We start from the raw sequence: 1,100 nt of genomic DNA, 5'->3' as shown, positions 1-1,100 counted from the left end.
TCCTTGGTTGCGAGAAGCATGCCTGTGTCGTGAGCGAGTGCGGCTGCGGCGTCGAGGCTGCTCCGGCTGAACAGCCTGCTCCCAAGAAAGCCGAGAAGCCGACCGCTCCGGCCCCGCTGCCCCAGGCTCCGAACGCCTGAATCAATTAGGCCGGTCCTGTTGCAAGTGACCGTCACCACGTGAGTCACGAATCGCCCGAGGACGCCCAAGTCTTCGGGCGATTCTTTTTTGTTAATAGTTCGGCTATCATTCAGACCACTTTCTCCCGTGATTGGGAAAGCTCAGGCAAGGTAGAAAATCTCATCACAGCCGGTTACGATGAATGCGATTTTACGAGGGAATCGTCAACCACACAGCAAGCCGTAACGAGAACAAGGGGTATGGCAGCATTTCCCTGGGAAGAGAGCAATTTCATGAAGGCCGCCCGCCGCGAGCCGGTCGAGCGCGTCCCCATCTGGTTGATGAGGCAGGCTGGCCGGTATTTGCCGGAGTATCGCCAACTCCGGGAAAAGGTCTCCTTTCTTGAGCTGTGCCGTTCTCCGGAGTTGGCTGCGGAGATCACGGTGAATACGGTGGCTCGGCTTGGTGTGGACGCGGCGATCCTGTTCGCTGATCTTTTACCGATCCTGGAGCCGATGGGCTTCGACCTTCGCTTCGGCCCGGACGAAGGTCCCATCATCCGCAATCCGTTGCGACAACCCGAGGATGTGGAATCCGTCCGCGAAATACAGGAGGAAGATCTCAACGCCCTGGACTATGTCTTCCAGGCAGTCCGCCTGGCCAGGGCCAATCTCCCGGCCGAAATTCCTTTGATTGGCTTTGCAGGGGCGCCTTTCACACTGGCCGCTTACGCTATCGAGGGCCGTACGTCGCGCTCCTTCGAACGCACCAAACGTTTTCTGTTTGCCTGCCCTCAGGCCTGGCGGGAACTCATGGAGCGTCTCGTTCCATCCGTGGGACGCTATCTGAAGGGCCAGGTCGACGCTGGAGTGCAGGCCGTTCAACTCTTCGATAGCTGGGCGGGATGTCTGGCGCCGCAACACTACCGACAGTTTGTTCTGCCCTACACTCAGGCCGTGCTTGGCTACTTGCCCCGGCTC

Annotated in this window: 1 protein-coding gene; it reads left to right on the top strand. The window is 59.1% G+C overall.

Going from position 1 to position 1,100, the window contains the following annotated elements:
• Positions 1-380: 380 nt before the first annotated feature.
• Positions 381-1,100: uroporphyrinogen decarboxylase family protein (locus H5U08_RS19575; RefSeq protein WP_297037092.1), on the top strand; the 720-nt coding region annotated here is incomplete at its 3' end.

Origin of the sequence: Thermogutta sp. (assembly GCF_014359955.1) — a bacterium.
In the GTDB taxonomy this organism is placed as follows: domain Bacteria; phylum Planctomycetota; class Planctomycetia; order Pirellulales; family Thermoguttaceae; genus Thermogutta.
The sequence above is the reverse complement of the archived record's forward strand: the minus strand, read 5'-3'. Positions and strand labels throughout refer to the sequence as shown.